Annotated in this window: 16 protein-coding genes; 3 read left to right on the top strand and 13 right to left on the bottom strand. The window is 51.8% G+C overall.

The genetic code is table 11. The annotated features are described in order from the left end of the window. The first annotated feature begins 103 nt into the window (after positions 1-103). Positions 104-916, top strand: a complete 813-nt coding sequence (locus tag RAL91_RS07820) for a lytic transglycosylase domain-containing protein (protein WP_306261155.1) — start codon at positions 104-106, stop codon at positions 914-916. 126 nt (positions 917-1,042) lie between these two features. Here the strand turns inward: RAL91_RS07820 and RAL91_RS07815 are convergent, their stop codons facing one another. The 7 genes from RAL91_RS07815 to RAL91_RS07785 form a co-directional block, all read right to left on the bottom strand. Further along, positions 1,043-2,140, bottom strand: a complete 1,098-nt coding sequence (locus tag RAL91_RS07815; protein ID WP_306261153.1) for an ABC transporter ATP-binding protein — start codon at positions 2,138-2,140, stop codon at positions 1,043-1,045. A 15-nt stretch (positions 2,141-2,155) separates the two neighbouring features. Next, complete coding sequence (locus RAL91_RS07810) at positions 2,156-3,817, bottom strand: alpha-amylase family glycosyl hydrolase (protein ID WP_371932497.1); 1,662 nt, start codon at positions 3,815-3,817, stop codon at positions 2,156-2,158. 11 nt (positions 3,818-3,828) lie between these two features. Then, on the bottom strand, positions 3,829-4,977 hold the full coding sequence (locus RAL91_RS07805) for a carbohydrate ABC transporter permease (protein WP_306261152.1): 1,149 nt from the start codon (positions 4,975-4,977) through the stop codon (positions 3,829-3,831). Between the two features lie 11 nt (positions 4,978-4,988). Continuing rightward, a complete protein-coding gene (locus RAL91_RS07800) occupies positions 4,989-5,996 on the bottom strand; it encodes a carbohydrate ABC transporter permease (RefSeq protein WP_306261151.1) in 1,008 nt (335 codons plus the stop codon). 84 nt (positions 5,997-6,080) lie between these two features. Further along, positions 6,081-7,433 carry an ABC transporter substrate-binding protein gene (locus RAL91_RS07795; RefSeq protein WP_306261150.1) on the bottom strand — a complete coding sequence of 451 codons (1,353 nt, stop codon included), beginning with the start codon at positions 7,431-7,433 and terminating at the stop codon, positions 6,081-6,083. 520 nt (positions 7,434-7,953) lie between these two features. After that, positions 7,954-8,745 carry a glutathione S-transferase family protein gene (locus RAL91_RS07790; RefSeq protein WP_306261149.1) on the bottom strand — a complete coding sequence of 264 codons (792 nt, stop codon included), beginning with the start codon at positions 8,743-8,745 and terminating at the stop codon, positions 7,954-7,956. Positions 8,746-8,803: 58 nt separating this feature from the next. Next, positions 8,804-10,024: a LeuA family protein gene (locus tag RAL91_RS07785; protein ID WP_306261148.1), complete on the bottom strand. Its 1,221-nt coding sequence runs from the start codon at positions 10,022-10,024 to the stop codon at positions 8,804-8,806. Positions 10,025-10,483: 459 nt separating this feature from the next. On the opposite strand from RAL91_RS07785, the gene RAL91_RS07780 reads away from it, so the two are divergent. Then, on the top strand, positions 10,484-11,203 hold the full coding sequence (locus RAL91_RS07780; RefSeq protein WP_306261147.1) for a GntR family transcriptional regulator: 720 nt from the start codon (positions 10,484-10,486) through the stop codon (positions 11,201-11,203). A gap of 32 nt (positions 11,204-11,235) precedes the next feature. Here the strand turns inward: RAL91_RS07780 and RAL91_RS07775 are convergent, their stop codons facing one another. The 6 genes from RAL91_RS07775 to RAL91_RS07750 are packed head-to-tail and all read right to left on the bottom strand — an operon-like array spanning position 11,236 to position 16,430. Beyond that, entirely contained in the window at positions 11,236-12,108 is an 873-nt protein-coding gene (locus RAL91_RS07775; protein ID WP_306261146.1) for a dioxygenase, read from the bottom strand. A gap of 28 nt (positions 12,109-12,136) precedes the next feature. Then, positions 12,137-13,447 carry a TRAP transporter large permease gene (locus RAL91_RS07770; RefSeq protein ID WP_306261145.1) on the bottom strand — a complete coding sequence of 437 codons (1,311 nt, stop codon included), beginning with the start codon at positions 13,445-13,447 and terminating at the stop codon, positions 12,137-12,139. A 27-nt stretch (positions 13,448-13,474) separates the two neighbouring features. Next, positions 13,475-14,098 (bottom strand): TRAP transporter small permease subunit, encoded by a 624-nt coding sequence (locus tag RAL91_RS07765; protein WP_306261144.1) that lies wholly within the window; start codon positions 14,096-14,098, stop codon positions 13,475-13,477. 29 nt (positions 14,099-14,127) lie between these two features. Continuing rightward, on the bottom strand, positions 14,128-15,228 hold the full coding sequence (locus RAL91_RS07760; RefSeq protein WP_306261143.1) for a C4-dicarboxylate TRAP transporter substrate-binding protein: 1,101 nt from the start codon (positions 15,226-15,228) through the stop codon (positions 14,128-14,130). Between the two features lie 38 nt (positions 15,229-15,266). Continuing rightward, positions 15,267-15,722: an OsmC family protein gene (locus RAL91_RS07755; protein WP_306261142.1), complete on the bottom strand. Its 456-nt coding sequence runs from the start codon at positions 15,720-15,722 to the stop codon at positions 15,267-15,269. A 36-nt stretch (positions 15,723-15,758) separates the two neighbouring features. Further along, entirely contained in the window at positions 15,759-16,430 is a 672-nt protein-coding gene (locus tag RAL91_RS07750; RefSeq protein ID WP_306261141.1) for a malonic semialdehyde reductase, read from the bottom strand. 240 nt (positions 16,431-16,670) lie between these two features. Between RAL91_RS07750 and RAL91_RS07745 the strand changes: the two genes are divergently transcribed. Next, positions 16,671-17,057 (top strand): YciI family protein, encoded by a 387-nt coding sequence (locus tag RAL91_RS07745; protein ID WP_306261140.1) that lies wholly within the window; start codon positions 16,671-16,673, stop codon positions 17,055-17,057. Positions 17,058-17,059 lie beyond the last annotated feature (2 nt).

The raw sequence follows: 17,059 nt of genomic DNA, 5'->3' as shown, positions 1-17,059 counted from the left end.
GGATTTTGGCCCTCTTTTGCCGGAAAGCGATGTGGTGTATCTATGATGCCGACGCTTTCATTTTGAAATCCGACAATCGGATCCATGTTTTAACGAGGCTTGTATGCGCAGAAATTTTGGAATTATCGTTGGTGCAGTTACATTTGCGCTTGTCTCAGGCTCCGCCATGGCTGCTAAATGCAGTAATAATGGATCAGGATTTGATGCTTTCAAACGTGACTTCACCAAGGAAGCAAAGGCTGCGGGCATCGGGCGCCGGGGTCTGGCGGCTTTGGCTGCCACTAAGTATTCACCGGGGGTCATCAAGTATGACCGCAGCGTCAACCGCAGCTTCAAGCGCGCAAAAACAAATTTTTCAAGCTTTTATGCCAAGAAAACCAAAGGCCTGCTCAATCCAACGCGCAAACGGCTGAAAAGCTATGCAAGACTGCTGAACCAGGTTGAGAAAAAATACGGCGTGCCCAAAGAAATCCTTGTGACAATCTGGGGCATGGAAACAGGCTTTGGCGGCTTTACCGGAAAGCATGACATTGTCACATCACTGGCCTCGCTAACACATGACTGCCGACGGTCCGGCTTTTTCAAACCAAATCTGATGGCTGCGCTGATGATCATCGACAAGGGTTGGATAGATAAAAAGCAGATGCGCGGCGCGCGTCATGGCGAAATTGGTCAGACCCAGTTCATGGCCAAGAACTATATAAAATTTGGCGTTGATTTTGATCGCGACGGTCGGCGGGATCTTATCCGTTCCGTCCCGGATGTAATGGCGTCAACAGCCAATTACCTGCGCGCTCACGGATGGCGTGCTGGCCAACCCTTCGGCCAGGGAACACATAATTTCAGAGTGCTGAAAGAATGGAATGCGTCTTCGGCCTACCAACAGGCGATCGCCAAATTTGCAGCCACTCTTTGATAGGCAATAAGTCTGGGAAGTCAGTCCGGCGCCAATTCTTATATGAAGCGCATTGGAAGCAGTAGACCAGACGCGGACTTAGCCGTTTCCCGGCTAAGTCCGTCTCACCAGCTCAAAGCCCAAAAATCAACGATACAGCAATGACATGCCATTGCTGAACAGGTGCAGCTTTGACGGGTCTGCTGTCATGCGCAGAAGGTTGCCGCGCACGTCGCGGTGAATGCCGGGGAGTTTTGCTATGACCGGATCGTGGGAGGGATCGGTCTTTGCAAAATAGACCTGAGTCACTTCGCCAAGCGCTTCGCTGATTTCCACTTTGGCTTCATAGGCATAATTCTCACCGTCGGTGAGTGCCATGTCTTCAGGCCTGATCCCGACATTGACTTTCAGCCCAACATCTGTGGCCTGGGTCGGAATATCCGCCATGATGGTGCCTTTGCCTTCGGTCAGAACAACACCGGTCTGGGCACCCGTGGAAACAACTTCGCCAGCCAAAAGGTTCATGGCAGGAGAGCCGATAAACTGGGCGACAAACTCGTTTTCAGGTTTTTCGTACAACTCAAGCGGGCTGCCCACTTGTGCAATGCCCTTATTGGCCAGAACCACGATGCGGGTGGCAAGTGTCATCGCCTCGACCTGATCGTGGGTCACGTAGACCATGGTGGAATTGGGCATGGATTCCTTCAATTGGGCAATCTCGATGCGTGTGGCCACCCTAAGCGCAGCATCCAGATTGGAGAGCGGCTCATCAAACAAATAGACTTTTGGATCGCGGACAATTGAGCGGCCAATGGCAACACGCTGGCGCTGGCCGCCAGACAAGGCTTTGGGCAACCGGTCCAGATACTCTGTCAATTGCAGCGTATCAGCCGCCTTATCCACTGCAGTTTTGATTTCTTCGGGAGTTTTCTTGGCCAGTTTCAGAGCAAAGGACATGTTGTCGCGAACCGTCATGTGCGGATACAGCGCATAAGACTGGAACACCATCGCAATGCCGCGCTGGGCGGGCGGCACATCATTCATCAACTCACCGTCAATGTAGAATTCGCCACCACTGATTTTCTCCAGCCCGGCGATCATCCGCAGCAGGGTGGATTTGCCGCAACCCGACGGGCCGACAAAAACAATCAATTCACCGGTCTTGATATCAAGATCGATGTGTTTCAGGACTTCTACGGTCCCACCATATGTCTTTGCAACGTCTATCAGTTTCAGGTCGGCCATATGTTCTCTCCCCGTTTATGCTTTTGTCTTGAGTGCCAGACATGGTTGCCACGGCCCCAAATGTAATTTCCCATCTAGCGATACATTGGCGCTGCCAAGTTCGGCTCCGGTCTGAAGCCACTTGCCTGATGGCATATCCAGCGCTGATGGCGAGTCACTCAGGTTGAAGGCACAGAAAATCTGCTCGCTACCAAAACTGCGCACAAAATAGACAATGTCGCCCTCGCTGTGGACGCCATTATCTGCTCCCTTGGTCAAAGAAAGATGCGCCTGACGAAAGGCGATGGCCTTGCGGTAGTGATGCAGCAATGATGTTGGATCTTCTTCTTGCCGCTCCACGCAAAGTGCCAGATGTGCGGAGGCAACGGGCAGCCAGGTTTTGCCTTCTGACGCGCCTGCATTCAAATTGGATTTGTCCCAGGTCATCGGTGTCCTGCAACCGTCCCGCCCTTTATATTCGGGCCAGAACTCAATGCCATACGGGTCCTGCAAATCTTCAAAGGCGACATCGGCTTCCGGAAAGCCCAGTTCCTCGCCCTGATAAAGACAAACCGATCCGCGCAGGCACATCATCATGGTTGCGTAAAGACGTAGTGCTGCCGGCGGCAAGTCCCAGCGCGAGCTGTGACGCTTCACGTCATGATTGGAAAATGCCCAGCAGGCCCAGCCATCTTTTGCCACGTCATCGAGCTTGGCAAACACCTCGGCTATGCGAGCAGCAGTCAGTCTCTCCTGTGCCAGAAACTCAAAGGCGTAGCACATGTGAACATGCTCATTACCGCTGGTATACTGGCCCAGTATATCGAGCCCCAATTGCGCATCACCCACTTCACCCAGAGAGGTCGTCGCCGGATAGTCATCCAGGACAGCGCGGAAGCGTTCCAGAAACGCCAGATTTTCCGGCTGGTTCTTGGAATAGATATGTTCCTGATGATTATAGGGATTCACAGATGGCGCAATGTTCGAATTGCGTTGTTCCGGCGGCAAAGGCGGGTTCGAACGCAATTCCTTGTCAGCAAAGTAGAAATTGATCGTATCCAGGCGAAAGCCATCCACCTTGCGCTCCAGCCAGAAGCGGGTGACATCCAGAAGCGCATCCTGAACGTCAGAATTGTGAAAGTTCAAATCCGGCTGAGACATCAGAAAATTATGCAGATAATACTGTTCGCGGCGTGCATCCCAATGCCAGGCAGGCCCGCCGAAAATCGACAACCAGTTGTTCGGCGCAGTGCCATCGGGCTGCGGGTCAGCCCACACAAACCAGTCGGCTTTGGGATTGGTCCGATCAGCACGGCTTTCCACGAACCATGGATGCTGGTCTGAGGTGTGACTGAGAACCAGATCGATCATGACGCGAACGCCCAGCCTGTGCGCTTCATCAACCACGGCATCAAAATCCGCCAGCGATCCAAACAGCGGATCCACATCGCAGTAATCACTGACGTCGTAGCCAAAATCCTTCATGGGCGAGGTGAAGAATGGTGATATCCAGATGGCATCCACACCCAATGAGGCGATGTAGGGCAGACGCTGCAAGATGCCCAGCAAATCGCCAATGCCATCACCATTGCTGTCCTGGAAGCTGCGCGGATAGATCTGATAGACCACCGCGCCGCGCCACCAATCCTTATCAACAGCCGGAAGCTGATTGGGCACCAAATTGACCATAGCGTTCATAATTGTGAGCCCTACTTTACCGACCCGGCCAACAGGCCGCGCACGAGATATTTCTGCATGGCAAAGAACACCAGCAATGGCACTGCAATTGAGACGAAGGCGGATGTCGCTAGGATTTCCCAATTGCCGCCACGTGTGCCGAGCAATTCAACAATCTGCTTGGTCATGACGGTCGTATCGCCGGTTGAATCGATCAGAAACACCAGAGCCACCAACAGATCATTCCATGTCCAAAGGAACTGGAATATGGCGAAGGAGGCCAATGCCGGGAAGCTGAGCGGCAAGATGATTTTTACGAAAATCTGGAAATCCGTTGCACCGTCAACCTTGGCATTTTCAATGATATCCCGAGGTAATCCAACCATGTAATTTCGTAACAGATAAATCGCCAAAGGAAGTCCGAAGCCGGTATGGGCCATCCAGGCACCCAGATACCCCTTTCCAATACCAATTTCATTGTGAAATTTAAGAAGCGGTATCAGCGCCAGTTGCAAAGGCACGACCAGCAAACCGACCACAACGGCAATCAGCAGAGCACGACCTGGAAAATCCATCCATGCCAACGCGTAAGCGGCAAAGGCTGCGACCAGGATGGGTATGATGGTGGCCGGAATTGTCACCGTCAGCGTATTGAAAAACGCTTTTGCCATGCCCTCCCTGTTTGAGGGATCAAACAAGACGTTCTGATAGTTTCTCAGGGTGAATTCCGGCGGCGTTGTCGCCGTCACAAAAATTCGGCTACCACGGCTCCCGGTCAGTTCTTCCGTGCTTTCCTGACGATAGTCGCCATTGCTTTGCACGGTTACTGTGGAACCGTCCCTCAGTTCCGCCGTATCCCCGGCATTGTAGGTGCTGATTTCGCGGGACGAGACGCCAAAAACCGAAATTTCGGCGGCGCCCGGTTCTTCGAACAGATTGCCTTCGATAACAAAGACATCGCCTTCCTGCTCCTGCGTATCAGGATCTGCAGTTCGCAGCGTCAGGTTCTGCTCAGAGGGAAAGCCTGCTTTCCACCAACCGCTTGTGGCAATCTGGTCGGACGTTCTGAATGACGAGACCAGAAGCCCAAGTGTCGGAAAAAGCCACAATGCAACCAGCAAAGCCACCGAGATGTGTACAGCCCAGGTGAGACTGGATTTTGTTCCTGCAATATTATCCATTGTCGTCTCCCTCAGCGCATTTCTTTGCGGGCGTTGTAGACATTCCAAACCAGGATTGGTGTCACCAGAAGCATGATCACCATGGCGCTGGCAGAGCCGACGCCCCAATCATTGGCGCGGAACAGCTTGTCATACATGTAGTTGGCCAGAACCTGCGTCTCCCATTGACCGTTGGTCATAGCGAACACGATGTCGAAGACCTTCAAAACCACGATGGTGATGGTCGTCCAGACCACAACAATGGTTCCCATGATCTGCGGCACCTTGATCTTGAAGAAAACCTGGAACGGATTGGCACCATCCAGAATCGCAGCCTCAATGGTTTCTTCAGGTATGCCGCGCAAAGCGGCGGAGAGGATAACCATGGCAAATCCGGTTTGGATCCAGATCAGGACAGCCATCAGGAAAAAGTTGTTCCAGAACGGCATGGTCAGCCAGGTATTGGGTTCGGTGCCGCCAAACCAGAGATACAGTGCGTTCAGAACGCCGATTTGCTCCTGATCCACAGGGCGGGTGTCATAGACCAGCTTCCAGATCACGGCCGCACCAACGAAGGAGATGGCCATGGGCATGAAAATCAGGGATTTCGCAATGTTGCCCCAGGAAATGCGGTCAGTCAGTTGCGCCGCCAACAGACCAAAGGCCGTCGACATCGCAGGAACCACCAGAAGCCAGAAGAAATTGTTCTGCAAGGCCTCCCAGAACTTTGGCTCGGTCAGCATCTGTCCGTAATTATCGAGGCCGACAAACTGAGAACCACCGCCCGGCAATCGCTCGGACAAGGACATGCGCAATGTCTCAACAACGGGATAGGCCAGATAGAGCCCAAGTGCCAAAAGAGCCGGGAACAGAAACAGCCACGGTCGAACCATATTGGCCCGATTTATGTTCCGTCCAATATTCGCCCCTTTGGCAGGGAACAGAACCTTGTCCAAAAACTGATTGGAAAAATAATAATAGCCGACACAACCGCCAACGCCGATGATAATCGTCAGCAACCCCTGGAATGCAGGATGCATAGTCCCCTCCCCAATGTCTTTTAGTATTCGGTGGGAACCCGGCGGCTTGGGCCGGGTTCCTCAATAGCCGTCACGGCCTGCTGATTATTTCAGCGAGTCCCAGGAGGCCTGGATTTCTGCGGCAACTTCTGCCGCAGGCTTGCCACCTGCATAGTCCACCATTCCGGTCCAGAAGGCACCAGCTCCAACACCACCAGGCATCAGATCGGATCCGTCGAAGCGGAAGGTTGTCGCCCCCAGAAGAACATCTCCCAGTGCGCGCTGTGTATCGTCAGCATAAATTCCAGTGTCGACACCTTTATGTGGTGTCAGGAAACCGGACTGTGCCATCCACAATTCGTGAGCAATTGGCGATTTCAGGAATTCGACCAGTGCCTGAGAACCCGGGCTGTCGCTTGTGATGGCCCAAACTGTACCTGCACCCAGAACCGGGTTTCCAAGATCCTTGCCAGCATAGGATGGGAAGTAGAAGAAGTCCGCATCTTCACCAACACTTGTACCTTCAGGGAAGAAAGCCGGGATGAAAGAAGCCTGACGGTGCATGTAGCACTGAGGAGGCGACGAGAAGAGGCCTTTGGGGCTATCGCGGAAGTCAGTTGAAGCAACGGCTCCAGCTCCACCTGCAACAAAATCATCGTTGCGTGCAAAAGCACCAAACTCATCAATAGCAGCAACAACGCGCTCATCTGTGAACGGAATTTCGTTCGTCACCCATCGGTCATAGACATCAGGTGTCTGCGTACGCAGCATCATGTCTTCAACCCAGTCGGTTGCAGGCCAGCCTGTTGCGCCGCCTGATCCCAGGCCGATGCACCATGGCGTTCCGCCATCTGCCACGATCTGCTCTGACAACGCCTTCAGATCTTCCATGCTGGTTGGAATTTCGTAACCGGCATCTTCAAAGTTTTCAGGCGAATACCAAACCAGAGATTTTACATCTACCTTGTAGAAGAAGCCAAAGAGTTCATCTTCACCGCTCGCACTGGCATAAGTGCCAAGATCGACCCAGGACTGTCCGGCCGCATAGTTTTCACGAATCCAGTCACCGGTACCGTCTGCCAGAGGCGTCAGAAATCCGCGTGCAGCCATATCTGCCGCAAGTCCCGGCTGAGGGAACACGGCAACATTTGGTGCAGACCCGGCCTCAGCATCAATCATGATCTGCTGCTCGAAACTGTCAGAACCAACATATTTAACGTCAGCACCTGTTGCTGCGCCAAAATAGGCCAACACGCTTTCGACTACTTTCTGATCGGGTCCGAGCCACGGGCCAAAGACTGTGACCTGCTCGCCGTTCAGTTGTGTGGATTTCAGCGCTTCGTAGCTGTCCCAGTTAAAATCACCGGAACCAGGCTCAAACATGAGAGCAGTCTGCGCTTGTGCGGAACCAGCAGCAAGCACCAAAGCCATGGCTGTTGAGTAGAGTATTTTCTTCATAAATTTTCCTCCCAGAAAAAACATGCATAACATGAAAATCTTGTCCGAACACTCATTATTTAAAAAATTCAAAGCGCTTTGGAAACAAATATACCTCCTTTTTCCCGCTGCTTGTCAACCGATTTTCATCTTTGATATGGAATATCCGCAGATTTTAGCCGTTCTAAAAGCCATTTTGTTAACAATACCCAGTTCCTGCTATGAGGCGCGGCTTCCGCACATCACTGTGAATTCAAGGCGCTTTGGAGTTTTTGAAACAAGATTTGAAAGTGAAGTTGAAACGTCTAACTTTCACTTCGATGTCCTTTATTGAGCGATACGAAACGAGATGACCCAAGGGTCTTGGCCTGGAATTCGGCCTGACACATCATCAAGAGGCGGCGATTTTCTGAGCTTGACTGGCAGGGCTTTTAAAGCCAATTCACAACCTTGGGGTGATTAAGCATTGGAGAACAAAGGAATCGGGCAATGGATGCTGCTGAAAAGCGTCTGGAAACCTGTACGCGCCAAGAAAATCTATTCAGTTGAAACGCACGCCAAGCTGTGGCCAAGCGGCTTTTCCGGAAGCCGCGAAATTGTCGGTGGCGCTGGCAGGGACAACAGTCCGGATTGCGGTTTGAAAGCTGGGGCGCTGCATCATGTCGCCATGCCAGCGGGCCAGGTTCCCCTCTTCCCACAATGGGTCAAAGCCCAACAGATGCAGCCGATGCACAAATGGAAACATCGCGAAATCAGCCAGCGTTGCACGGTCACCCGTCAAGCATCTATAGCCCCGGAGTGCCGTTTGAAGTTTTGGCAGAATTTCATTGAGTGTTTCCAATGCAGCCAGGACCGGAGCGGACTCAAATCCATCGTCTACAATCCGGCGCAGCCTGGCGGAGCGGACGGGGTCCGGGATGTTTTGGTAGCGTTGCTCTCGTTGCTCTGGCGACAAGGCCAACAGCTTTTCACGATTTACACTGACATAGGTAATTGCGTGGATTGCGACGTGGAGCCGGTCAGCGCGTTCGAACCATTGAGAGCACAGCTCCTGACGATCTACGGTTGCAGTGCTGAGTGGGTGCGCTGCATTGCGCGCGCATAAATGCTGCAAGATGGTATTGGAGTTTAAAACCACCTGCGTGCCATCAATCAATGTTGGGACAACAGCGTTGGGGTTCAGCTTCAGATAATCAGGCGCAAACTGGTCGCCCTTCTTCAGGTCCATGACCCGACTTTGGAAGCCAAGGCCCAATTCTGCCAAGGTCAGCCGCACTTTCTGGGAACAGACTGAGGTCAGCGAATGATAGAGCGTGATTTCGGGTTCTGACATGAGAGATGCAGCCCCGACAAACGTGGTTTACGCTGTCAGGGCCTTACTTGATGTTCGATCAGGCTGCCTTGCGGGAGCGGATCGCTTCAACGATGGCCTTGAACTCATCATCGCTCAGAATGTCGCGTTTTTTGATACCGGCCTGTTTGACGTGATCAAGCATTTCCGCTGTTTCAGCCTCATCTGATTCGCCCAGACCCAGATCTTCCAGCTTGTAAGCTATGGAAGCTTTGCCGCTTTTCTTGCCCAGCACCACTTCGCCTGCCCGGCCCGTAAGAGCCGGATGCGTACCAAACATGACCAGTGGGTCATGCATCACATAATTGATGCCGATGCCGGATTCGCGGGTGAAGTTTCCAGAACCCAAAATTGGCTTGTTGCGGGCAATCGGCACATTGGCCAAACGGGACAGCAACTCGCCCAGCTCTGGTAATTTATCCAGTTTGTAGCCGGTGTCATAACCGTAAAGCAGGTCAAGACCGAGCATAAGCTCTTCCAGCGCTGCGTTGCCGGTACGCTCACCCAGGCCATTTCCGCAGGAATGCACAACTTCGGCACCGGCGGTCACCGCTGCCAGTTCAGTGGCAACACCCATGCCGAAATCATTATGCGTGTGAATTTCGATTGGAAGGCCGGTCATACGCTTGACCCAGCGCACCATGTATTTGATGGCTTCAGGCGTGGCGCAGCCCATTGTATCAACGATGCCAATGGAATCGGGTGGGGATTCAGCCATGATGCCCTTGCACAAATTCTCAAGATCATCCGCGCGGGCGCGGGTGGTGTCATATGGGAAGAACACAGCATAAAGGCCGTTTTCACGGGCGTAATTGATGACGGGCGCGCTGCGCGCCAGAACATCCTGCCAGGTCCAGCCAAACTGGGTTTTCAGCTTGGGATAGCCGATTGGCACTTCAATGATGACGCCTTGCGCGCCGCACTCAAGCGCCATGTCGATGTCTTTTTTCATGGCTCGCGCAAAAGTGAAAATACGGGAGTTCAGGCCCAATTTTGAAATCTGCTTGATGGATTCGGCATCCTGCGGGGAAACTGCGGGCATACCAGCTTCAATGCGCTCAACACCAACTTCGGAAAGCTTTTGCGCAATCGCAATTTTGTCATCAACAGAAAAAACAACACCAGGTGTCTGCTCTCCATCACGCAGTGTCGCGTCATGGATTTCTACCTTTGGAGGCAGGTCCATAGCATCACGCACTTCGGGTACAAAATTATATGGGCTGACCCACCATTTATCCTCTTCAAAATGGTTCTCGCGCATGTTGTCTCTCCAAAGCTATCGTGAAAGGGTGTCCGTCCGCACCTGCCAAAACAGGAACCAAACCCAACTTGTCTATATTTTATATTTTTAACAAGAAATATCAATATTATTCTTCATTAAAGCCCATGAATTTTTTGTGCGACGAAATCAGATCAGATGTAGCAAAAACGCTATAATCAATTGAAATTATTATATGTTTTTTTTAGTGCTGAATTAATTCGTGCTTGGCGAAGTTCACTTTTCTGCAGATCATCAAATTTTCTACCGTCAAAAAATCGATATTATTTTCCTCATCCCGATTTTCCAGAGTGCGATTAATTGTATTTTGGGCTACGTTATGAAGACAGGGACTTGGTAAACAGGATAGACTGAAGGTTCTGAATACACATCGTCAGGTTTGGAAATACATGTTTTCCGCTGAAGATTAGACTTTTGATGAAACAGGAAGACACCGAGCTTATGATGCCTGAATCAGTCGACGACATCAGTCTGTCTGATATGTCGGACAAGGAGACATCAAGCCGGGCTTCCATGACCAGCCGCGCCTATGCCAGGTTGAGGGCTGATATCATTGCTGGTGTTTTGATCCCTGGACAGAAGCTCAAGATTGAAGAATTGCGGCAACTCTACGATGTCGGAACCAGCCCGATTCGCGAAGCGCTGAGCCTTTTGACCTCGGATCATTTCGTAGAACGCATTGATCAGCGCGGCTTTCGTGTCGCAACGGTCAGCGCGAAAGAATTTGATGAATTGCTTAAAACCCGTTGCTGGCTTGAAGAACGCGCTTTGCGCGAATCCATTGACCATGGCAATGCAAGTTGGGAAGAGCAGGTTGTGCTGGCAGCCTACCGGCTATCCCGTGTTCCGCGCTCGGCGGCGGATGATCATTTCGTTGCCAATGCGGAATGGGAAGTACGCCACAAGCACTTTCATGTGACGCTGATTTCGGCATGCGATTCAACCATGCTGATGAAATTTTGTGACCAACTCTATGATCAGAACATCCGGTACCGCCAATTATCCGGGATACAGGCCTATCCCTCACGGGATGTAACGGCCGAACACGGTGCCATCTGCGACGCGGTGCTGGCACGTGATGCTGATCTGGCCGCACAATTGCTGGTCAGCCACTACGTCAACACCGGCGACTTTCTCAAAGATCAGTTGGACGACTACTAAGCCGTCCAACCGACACAAATGAGTGGTCCTGTTTACGCTTCTTTGGCCAGAACAAAGTCAAAATCAACTGTGAAGAATGGCGCCTGCAATCGCTCAGCGATCTCCATCCCATCTGGGATGGCGGTCACGTCGTTTTGTTCAACATATTTCATCACAAGCTGCTCGCGCACACCAAACACAGCATCTTCATCCAGATATTCATCATCGCTTGGGAATACTTCCGTCACAAGGCTGCGGTAGCCTGGGGCTGTGATGATGAAATGCAGGTGAGACGGACGCCAGGGGTGACGTCCTGTGGCACGCAGCAATTCGCCAACCGGACCATCGCCGGGCACAGTGTAAGGTGCCGGCCGAACCGTGGAGAACTGATACAGACCATCATCGCCGACAACAATGTGACCGCGCAGATTATACTCTGTCTGTTTGTTGTCCTGATTGGAATACAGGCCGTTGTCGGCGGTCTGCCATATCTCGATTTCGGCACCCTTGATCGGCTCACCATCCGGGTTGCGCACATGACCTTTTACAATAACGGCTGCACCGTCATTGTCCTGTTTCATGTCGCCACCGACTGCAAGGTCCGGTGCGCCCAGAATATGGAAAGGTCCAAGCACGCTGGAAGGCGTGCCTTCATCTGGCGAATTGACCATATCAACCAAAGAAGACAAGCCGAGCACGTCTGACATGAGAACGAACTCATTGCGTTCCGGATCTGTCATGTCACCGGTTTTTTCAAGCAGTTCCAGACCCTTGCGCCATTCGGCGTGCGTGAGGTTAGTTTCACGCACAAAATCGTGCAGATGGCTGACCAGTTTTTCCAGAACGAAGCGCACACGCGGCTCCGTTTCGTCGCTGCAATAATCCAGAAACGCTTGTGTGATGTTGTCTTTTGAAACTGTACGCATTTGATAGTCCTCGTCTGTGGAGTTTTGATCAGCCGAGCAGTCCGGTTGAGAGGATCGGATAGCGAATGAGGAGGATGAGCACCAACAGCATAATAACTGCGAAGGGGAAGGCCCCCATGAACACATCTTTCAGACTGATCTTTGGATTGTTGAGTGTAGCTTTGATCACAAAGCAGGAAATTCCCAATGGGGGTGTCAGCAAACCGATTTCTGCGCCAATCACCGTTACGATGCCGAACCAGATAAGGCTGAGCCCCATGGATTCCATCAAGGTGATGAACAGTGGAACCACGATCAGGATAATGGAAGCTGTATCCAGCAATGTGCCCAAAAAGAGCATCAGGATCACATAGATGATCATGATTTCCGCAAAGCCCAGATCATAAGTCTGCAGCAGATTGTCGAGCTCATTTGGCAGGCCGGCGTAGCCAAGCATGCGGCTGTAGAGTGATGCCATTGTAATCAGGAACAGAATGGAAGCTGTGATGTGGCCTGTTTCGATGGCCGTTGCCCAAAGGGATTTCCATGTCATTCTGCGGCGGATGATTGCAATCAGCAGCGCTACCAGAGCGCCGGCAGCACCGGCTTCAACAGGCGTCAACCAGCCGGTATAGATACCGCCCAACACGATGATGATCAGGCTGACAATAGGAACTGTCTTTTCCAGCAGTTCATAGGTGCTCAGAGGAATATCTTCGGTGACACCCGCCCCGACACCCAGAAATGTGGGCCAGAAGCGACCGGCTGCCAGGATACCGGCGATGTAGGCTGCAGTTAGAATCAAGCCTGGAATAATGCCCGCAATGAACATTTCGCCAACCGATTGCTCGGCAACAAATGAGTAGATGATCAACATCGCGCTTGGCGGGATGATCATGCCAAGTACGGATGACCCGGCAACAACACCAACAGCGAAACGCGGATTATAATTCAGTCTCAGCATTTCGGGGACGGATATCTTGGTGAAGACCGAGGCAGAGGCAATCGACGATCCGGTAACCGCGGCAAACACAGCATTTGCGCCCACAGTTGCCATTCCGATACCGCCTGTTATGCGCCTGAAGCCGCGGTTCATAACCGTATAGATATCGGTTCCTAAACCTGCTCGAGACACCAAAAGCCCCATGACGGTGAACAGCGGAATGGTGGCAAATTCATATTCTGCAACACCATCGCCAACGGCAATTTTCAGGAAGTTGAAAGCCAGAATGGATTTTCCGCTGATCAGCCAGATGGAGACAAATGACACCAACCCAAGCGCAACCGGAATATACATGCCCATATAGACGAGCACGACAATGGCCAGAACTGAAAGCGAGCCGATTTCAACGGGAGACATATTGATCCGCCAGATGGGTTGGGTTCGTCATGCCGGGCGATCTCCAATATTAAACAGATCAGCACCCTTGCTTCCGATCAACGCCTTCATGAAGAAGATGATCGTGCACAGCGTGACGCTGAAACAAATTGCGAGTTTAATCGGCCACCAGGGTGCGGTGAAAATGCCCGGTGTTCCGGAATACTCACAGCGTCCGAATGCAGCCGACATGTCGGCTAGGAAGTCGCCGGTCGGCACAGGCCCAAATTCCGGAGGCGTGATGAAATGGCAGGTTTCAAAAGATTCAATAAATTCGGGCCACATGGTCCATGCGATCAGCGCCATGAAAATTCCAGCGACAAGATCAATGACACGGGTCATAATCCGGGCGGCCCCTGGTCGGGATTCAAACATCATCAGCAGCATACCATCTGACCGGGTCAGCCTGTTGCTGCGCACCACATCCGGCAATTGCATGAAGACGATCAAGGCCAGTGAGAAAATGACCATTTCTACGACGCCGCGAATAGGGTCGTGAAAAACGCCTCGGGCCACAACATCAGCGTTCAGAATGGCAACCAGAACAAAAATAATGCCCGTTCCCACCATATTGGCAATTGTCGCGATCGAGACAGAGGCACTGTAGAAACGGCGAAGCGCATTGTTGGACATGATTTTCTGCTCCGCCGTTTCAATTTATATTAGTTTGTCAATTCTGCTGCCCAGTCACGGATTGGCACCTGGCCAGCAGCTTTCAGCTTCGCCATATAGGCTTTCAGCATTTCAGAACCGGGCGCGCCCGCTGTATCGAGCTTCTGGGCCCAATCCACAGCAATATTTGGCATGGAGTTTGCCCAGGCGGCACGCGCTTCAGCAGACATTTCGACAACTGTACCACCGCCAGCCTTATAGGCTTCAAGTGATTCAGCTGCACGGTCCATAGCAATGCCGGCAACATGATCGCGATATTCAACTGCCACTTTCTGCAGCGCAGTTTTCACTTCGTCAGGCAGCTTGTTCCAAACGTCCTTGTTGACTGTAACGGTTTTGGAATTCACGGCACCAAGGTCGGCTTTCAGCATGTAAGGCGCAACTTCAGCGATCTTGAATGTTTTTGCAGCTTCAGGCCACAGCATGGCAGCATCAACAACACCGGTTTGAAGCATGTTGTAGAAATTTGGCAGGCCACCGCGCACACCAGCAGCACCTTCAATGCCTTCCAGATACCGCAGATTATAGCCAGCACCAGCTACTTTCATGCCACCCAAATCTGACAATGCGTTGATCGGCGTCTTGGAGAAGATCTGATAGGTATCAAGCACCACGCCGGTTGCCAGATAAATCTGGTTCTCTGCTTCCAGCTCAGATGCCATCTGCGGGAATTCTTTTGCGATCTCATCAACCGCTTTTGCGACCACACGGGCATCGGCAGAGACAAAAGGCGTAACCGCTGAAATACCCTGACTTGGCAATGCGGAATTGTGGAAAATGGTGGTCACGATGCCAATGTCACCAAGACCAAGCTTGATGCCTTCCAGCACACCGCGTGGCTTGACGATTGTGCCGCCATACGCTTCCTGCCATTCAATCTTGTAATTGCCTGTGGCAGCCAGTTCTTCATTCACCCGTGGAATAAAGAATCCGGAGAATTCCTTGACCCACATGGATCGATCTGGATACCCATCAATTGCAATCATGTTGATGGTTTCTGTTGCGTTTGCAGATTGCGCATGCAGTCCGGCAAACAGGCCTGCAGACACAACCGCCGACAGCATGGCACGGCGTAAAGTCATTGTACTCATTGTGCTTCCTCCAAAGTGTGCTGAGCTTTATTTCAAGATCAGCTGTGTGTTGACTTCCAGTTTTCTTCAATAATTGTTCCAGCCTGCCGGAACAATTTGGCCAAAGGGCAATATTTCCCGACTTCCGCTGAAACAAGATCCAGTTCCGATTGCGTGGCTGGACCGTCGGCTTCCACGGTCAGAAGTATTTTGACGAATGGGACATCAACTTCCTGCTGCAAAGTAACGCCCAACCGGTCAAAATCACAAACTGCAGAGATCGTCAGATGGCCTATATCGACGCCCAGGACATCGGCACATTTGTGTCCAATTACATTGGTGCAGCCAACCAGGGCACTTAATGCAGTATCCGTGGGTGTCGGGCCAAGATTTGTGCCGCCACGCTCCACGGGCTCATCAATTGCAAAGCTTACATCCCGCACGGAAATGTTTGACAATGAATGAGACGGGCTGACGGCCGAAGCACGCAGCTTTACGGTTGTTTTTGATTGCATTGTCGCATCACCTCCCATTTGACACGTTCCTATTTATCAGGCGAATTCGCAGACGTCCTCGAAGTCAAAACGTGGCAAACGCTGGAATAAGGCAGACTCGTCCGCGTAACCCAGATTACACAGGAAGTTCGAGGCAATTGTTGTGCCGGCAAAAAACTCTGCGTCCACGATCTCATTGGAAAAACCCGAGATTGGCCCCGTATCCAGACCGATAGCTCTCGCAGCCATCATGAAATAGCCACCCTGAAGCGTGGAATTGCGGAATGCCGTGTCATATGAATGCTTTTCCTTGTCACGAAAGTGACCCCGACGATCTTCATGGGGGAACAGACGCGGCAGTTCGGTCCAGAATTCCTTGTCAAAAGCAATGATCGCGGTGACCGGCGCCTTCATGACTTTTGGCACGTTGGTCGGCTTCAATGCCTTTGCCAAACGGTCCTTGCCTGCAGCAGATTTTACAAAGACAAAACGGGCCGGACAGCAATTCATGCTGGTCGATCCCATTTTTGTAATGTCGTAAATCTGCTTCAGTTGTTCATCGGTTACAGGTTTGTCCTGCCATGCGTAGTGAGAACGCGCACGGGTCAACATCAACCCTATTTCGTCTTCACCCAAATGGCTGATTTTGGATCGCAGATCGCGCACATCTTCCTGCGCGTGTATCCGCGCTTGTTCCAGATCCTGTCCGTGAGGCGCATTAGCATTCATGCATGGCTGTCCTTGTAGCGAAAGGCGCGAGGTTTCAGTGTAAAAACCGACTTTACCCGATTAAGGCAAAGTTGACTGTTCGATCCGCGCCGAATTTTTCTGAAAATACCCACATTTTTTTCTAAACGTCAATTAATATCGATATTTTGTTTTTCCAAAAACTCTGTATGCTGGCTCGCATGTCCAGCGGAGAAAACAGGCGTACTCGGCTGGGAAAACAGGTTTTGAGGAGTGTTGAATATGCCATTATGGTCAGAATATCGGGAAACCGCTCGGGCGCGGGGTTCACTGGCGTTTGAACTTTACATCGTTGAATCAACGCCAGCCATGGCACCGCCACAGATGCTTGAAATTCTGCCCGAGCACCTTGCCTATCAGAAGCAGATGGAATCCGAAGGCAAGCTGTTCATGGCAGGCCCTTTGTCAGATGCGAGCGGAGAGCAAATGAGTGGCGGCGGCATGATCATCTATCGCGCGGCCTCGCTGGAAGAAGCCAAAGCGCTGACCGAGAATGACCCGATGCATGCAAAAGGTGGCCGCACCTTTACCTTGCGCAAATGGCTTGTGAATGAGGGCTCCTTGTCCATCTCCGTTGGCTTTGCAAATCAAACGGCATCGCTTAGCTAGGA

Source organism: Pararhizobium sp. IMCC21322, from assembly GCF_030758295.1.
In the GTDB taxonomy this organism is placed as follows: Bacteria; Pseudomonadota; Alphaproteobacteria; order Rhizobiales.
This window is presented reverse-complemented; position numbering and strand designations above follow the sequence as displayed.

Bases quoted from the DNA above. Each gene is read 5' to 3' on its own strand.
- RAL91_RS07765 (WP_306261144.1), bottom strand. From the start codon at position 14,098: ATGTCCAACAATGCGCTTCGCCGTTTCTACAGTGCCTCTGTCTCGATC.
- RAL91_RS07785 (WP_306261148.1), bottom strand. From the start codon at position 10,024: ATGCGCGAGAACCATTTTGAAGAGGATAAATGGTGGGTCAGCCCATAT.
- RAL91_RS07775 (WP_306261146.1), bottom strand. From the start codon at position 12,108: ATGCGTACAGTTTCAAAAGACAACATCACACAAGCGTTTCTGGATTAT.
- RAL91_RS07745 (WP_306261140.1), top strand. From the start codon at position 16,671: ATGCCATTATGGTCAGAATATCGGGAAACCGCTCGGGCGCGGGGTTCA.
- RAL91_RS07790 (WP_306261149.1), bottom strand. From the start codon at position 8,745: ATGTCAGAACCCGAAATCACGCTCTATCATTCGCTGACCTCAGTCTGT.
- RAL91_RS07815 (WP_306261153.1), bottom strand. From the start codon at position 2,140: ATGGCCGACCTGAAACTGATAGACGTTGCAAAGACATATGGTGGGACC.
- RAL91_RS07760 (WP_306261143.1), bottom strand. From the start codon at position 15,228: ATGAGTACAATGACTTTACGCCGTGCCATGCTGTCGGCGGTTGTGTCT.
- RAL91_RS07805 (WP_306261152.1), bottom strand. From the start codon at position 4,977: ATGGATAATATTGCAGGAACAAAATCCAGTCTCACCTGGGCTGTACAC.
- RAL91_RS07810 (WP_371932497.1), bottom strand. From the start codon at position 3,817: ATGAACGCTATGGTCAATTTGGTGCCCAATCAGCTTCCGGCTGTTGAT.
- RAL91_RS07750 (WP_306261141.1), bottom strand. From the start codon at position 16,430: ATGAATGCTAATGCGCCTCACGGACAGGATCTGGAACAAGCGCGGATA.
- RAL91_RS07795 (WP_306261150.1), bottom strand. From the start codon at position 7,433: ATGAAGAAAATACTCTACTCAACAGCCATGGCTTTGGTGCTTGCTGCT.
- RAL91_RS07820 (WP_306261155.1), top strand. From the start codon at position 104: ATGCGCAGAAATTTTGGAATTATCGTTGGTGCAGTTACATTTGCGCTT.
- RAL91_RS07780 (WP_306261147.1), top strand. From the start codon at position 10,484: ATGATGCCTGAATCAGTCGACGACATCAGTCTGTCTGATATGTCGGAC.
- RAL91_RS07800 (WP_306261151.1), bottom strand. From the start codon at position 5,996: ATGCATCCTGCATTCCAGGGGTTGCTGACGATTATCATCGGCGTTGGC.
- RAL91_RS07755 (WP_306261142.1), bottom strand. From the start codon at position 15,722: ATGCAATCAAAAACAACCGTAAAGCTGCGTGCTTCGGCCGTCAGCCCG.
- RAL91_RS07770 (WP_306261145.1), bottom strand. From the start codon at position 13,447: ATGTCTCCCGTTGAAATCGGCTCGCTTTCAGTTCTGGCCATTGTCGTG.